Genomic DNA, 3,449 nt, shown 5'->3' with positions numbered 1-3,449 from the left:
GTGTCGGCAAGTGGCTCGAAGTCTCGTCGGCGTCGGATGGCACGGACTTCCAAGCACGCCGCGCCAATATTCGCTTCCGGCGCGTGGCCGGTGCAAAACCCGAGTTTCCGCACCTGCTCAACGCGTCAGGAACCGCGCTCGCAAGAGTCTACGCAGCCCTTCTAGAAACTCACCAAAACGCTGATGGCAGTGTCACGGTTCCGGCGGCGCTACGTCCGCACTTGGGCGGGCTGGAAAAACTCGAAGCACGCGCATGATCCGGGCGGTTCTGTTCGATCTCGACGACACGCTCTGTGACGACACGGGGCAGATGTTTGAGAGCATCCGTGAGGTCGCCGGGCTTGTGCCCAGCGGCGATCCTGAGGCAATCGCGCAAGGGTACTGGCGCATCTCGCATCGGTTCTGGACCTACGAGATTCACACGCGCCCACCTGAGCCGCTGGAGAGTATTCGCGAGCTGCTCTGGCAGCAGACACTAGGCGAGGCGGGCGTCACGCACTCGCCGGCGCAGCTCAAGCTTCTTGCGGCACGCTACGGCGAGGCGCGGGAGAAGACCCCGCCGCCTTTTCCCGATGCCGAGCACACGCTCATACAGCTCAAAGCGCGTGGTCTCAAGCTTGGCATCGTCACCAACGGCGTCTCCGAGTCCCACACGGGCAAGCTGGCGCGGCTTGGTCTCGGGCACTTCTTCGACACCGTGCTCATGCCCGATCAGACCGGCTTCGCCAAGCCCGACCCGCGCCAATTTCATCTCGCCTGCCAGCGCCTTGGGGTAAATCCCGAGCATACCGCCCACATCGGCGACTCTCTCGTCTCGGATGTGGGTGGTGCACGGAGCGCGGGGCTCACCGCGATCTGGTACAACCCAGCAAACAAATCCCGCCCCGAAACAGCGTCTGAACCGCACCACACAGTTCAGACGCTCGCAGAGCTTCTCGAGATCACCGCCCGTTAGAGGGGCGGTGCTGGAGAGCCTACGGCTGCGAAGGGCGTGCCGCCCATACAGATTTTATGGCCCGAAGCGGCCTTTGTAGCGCCGCGCTATCCAGTCCCGCCGTTCTAATCGGCGGGACTAAAGCCGAGGGCTAGACCGTCCAGCCTTTGGGGAACTTTGGCTTGATGAGCGCCGCCGCTTTCGCACTGCTGGCCTTGAGCTTTTTCGCGTCCCAGTCGAAGCCCTCTTGGGCGCGGTAGGCAGTGTTTCCTAGAAGCACAGTCTCCGTCATCGGGCCGGAGTAGCCAAAGTGGCACGTCGCGGGCTTACCGCCCTGAATCGCCTCGATCCACTCTTTATGGAAGCCCGGCGACTTGGGCACTTTAACGGTCGGTTCGCCCTCCACGCCGATCAGCTGCGCTTTATCAAAGCCGCAGAGGAGCATGCCCTTCTCGCCGATAAAGAGGTTGTTCATGCCCTTGGGGTCGAGGTTTTTCTCTTTCAAGATCGCAGGAGTACCCTGGTACCAGTGGAGCGTGATGTCTTTCTCGTACTTAAAGCTGACGTGAAACTTGGTGGGCGTGGTCACCGCGTGGAGCGGGTCACCGTCGTGGAAGTTCACGCGGGTTGGGTACGTGAGCCCCAGCGCCCAGAACGGAATGTCTAAGATATGACAGCCCCAGTTGCCCGCCTCACCCGTGCCGTAGTCCCAGAAAAAGCGCCACTTGTACGGGACGATCTCCGCCGTGTAGGGCCGTGTGGGCGCGGGGCCAAGCCAGAGATCATATTTCAAGGTACTGGGAACCGGCGGCGTGTCGGTGGGAACGGGCGGCATACCTCGGTTACTGGCGATCCAGCTATGCACCTCGGTGACGCGTCCGATCAGCCCAGACTGGATAATCTCCACGGCCTTATGGATCGCCGGGAGCGTGTGGCGCTGCACGCCAAGCTGGGTTGCCACGCGTTTCTCCGCCGCGAGTTTGGTCAGCTCCCGTACCTCCCAGACCGAGTGCGCCATCGGTTTCTCAAGATACACATGCTTGCCCATCGAGAGCGCCCGGTGCGCAGGGTGAAAGTGGGTATGATCGGGGGTGGCGATCACGACGGCATCAATCTCTTTGGCCATCTTATCGAACATCTCACGCCAGTCGTAGAACTTCTTGGCACTAGGAAACTTCTCGTAGGCCTTGCCCGCCCGCACATCGTCTACATCACAGAGCGCCACAAAATTCGTGGTGGGCTGGAGCTTGGCAAGCTCTTTGATCGAGAAATCTCCTTGCCCGCCAATGCCAATCACCGCCACATTCACACGACTATTGGCCGACTGCGCCCTCGCCTCACTCGCTCCCAAAGCCAGTGCGGCACTTCCTAAAAGCAACTCTCTGCGATTCAACTCTTGCGACATCTTTCTTCCTCTCCGAAACAGAAATATCGCCTTAAGCTTACCATAGAAAGGCCGCCCCGTGAACGGGGCGTTAGGTTCGGCAGCCCGGCACGGGCTTTGTAGCCGCAGGCTTCTTGACGCCGCCTTTCAGGCGGTGGATAATGCCTCTGTGAAACAAACCAACGCTTTCCCCTTCACTCTCCCCTGGGACGATTCCAGTGCAACGGCTACCAGTGTGGCCTCTCTCAACCCTGCGCCGCTGACGGTGCAGCAGAAGCTCACGGCTAAAAACGGGCATTTCTACGACGCGACAGGGCGGCGAGTGCGCTTTGTGGGGGTGAATATCGGGGCGGCGGCGGCGTTTCCGAGCAAGGCCGATGCACCCAAGATCGCGGCACGGCTTCATAAGTACGGCGTGAACTTAGTCCGACTGCACCACATGGACGCGCAGTGGGCGACGCCCAATATTTTTAACAGCAAGGGCAGCTACACCAAGACCACATCGCTTGACCCGACTAGCCTGGATCTATTGGAGTTCTTTATCGCGCAACTCAAGAAGAACGGCATCTATGTGGATCTTAATCTGCATGTCTCGCGCGAGTGGCTTCCCGGTGAGGGCTTTCCCCCAATCAAAGAGAAACTCCCTGAGCTTGGCAAGGTGATCGCGTACTTTCATCCACGGGCCATCGAGCTGCAAAAACAGTTCGCGACCCAGATACTTACCCATAAAAATCCCTACACGGGCCTGCCGCTGGCACTAGATCCGGTACTTGCACTGGTGGAGCTGAACAATGAAGACTCTCTGAACGGCTCTGCGGGCCAAGCGGCGGCCCTTCCCGCTGCGCTCCGCAAGCCTCTGGAAGCGGGCTGGCAGGCGTATCTGCGCAAGAAGTACCTCAATACCGTGACACTACGACAAGCCTGGAACACGGGGCTGTCACTGGGAGTGGAGCAGCTCAAGCGTGATGTCGCCGCCTGGACCGCCGAGACCCATGAGAAAACGCAGCTGGAGCTCGCCTCCGTCAGTGTCGCGGGACAGACCAATGCGCCGGGTGGCCCGGTGTTGCATGTCAGAAAACTAAAGAACGACGGCACAAACTGGCACCTTCAGCTTCACAAGACCGGCCTGAC

At 60.2% G+C, this 3,449-nt stretch carries 3 protein-coding genes and 1 pseudogene; 3 read left to right on the top strand and 1 reads right to left on the bottom strand.

The annotated features are described in order from the left end of the window. Positions 1-257, top strand: a pseudogene (locus AC1XOS_RS21255) (serine--tRNA ligase); the annotation flags it as partial. After that, a complete protein-coding gene (locus AC1XOS_RS21250; protein WP_481964212.1) occupies positions 254-955 on the top strand; it encodes an HAD family hydrolase in 702 nt (233 codons plus the stop codon). The pseudogene AC1XOS_RS21255 and the gene AC1XOS_RS21250, both read left to right, overlap by 4 nt. A gap of 130 nt (positions 956-1,085) precedes the next feature. Here AC1XOS_RS21250 and AC1XOS_RS21245 read toward each other — a convergent pair whose 3' ends face one another. Beyond that, positions 1,086-2,327 carry a Gfo/Idh/MocA family protein gene (locus AC1XOS_RS21245; protein ID WP_481964211.1) on the bottom strand — a complete coding sequence of 414 codons (1,242 nt, stop codon included), beginning with the start codon at positions 2,325-2,327 and terminating at the stop codon, positions 1,086-1,088. A 160-nt stretch (positions 2,328-2,487) separates the two neighbouring features. Here AC1XOS_RS21245 and AC1XOS_RS21240 point away from each other — a divergent pair. Then, positions 2,488-3,449 (top strand): cellulase family glycosylhydrolase (locus AC1XOS_RS21240; protein WP_481964210.1); only part of this gene is annotated, 962 nt, incomplete at its 3' end.

It is taken from the genome of Armatimonas sp. (assembly GCF_964826245.1).
This window is presented reverse-complemented; position numbering and strand designations above follow the sequence as displayed.

Excerpts from the sequence above, each read along its gene's own strand:
- AC1XOS_RS21250 (WP_481964212.1), top strand. The coding sequence starts at position 254 with ATGATCCGGGCGGTTCTGTTCGATCTCGACGACACGCTCTGTGACGAC.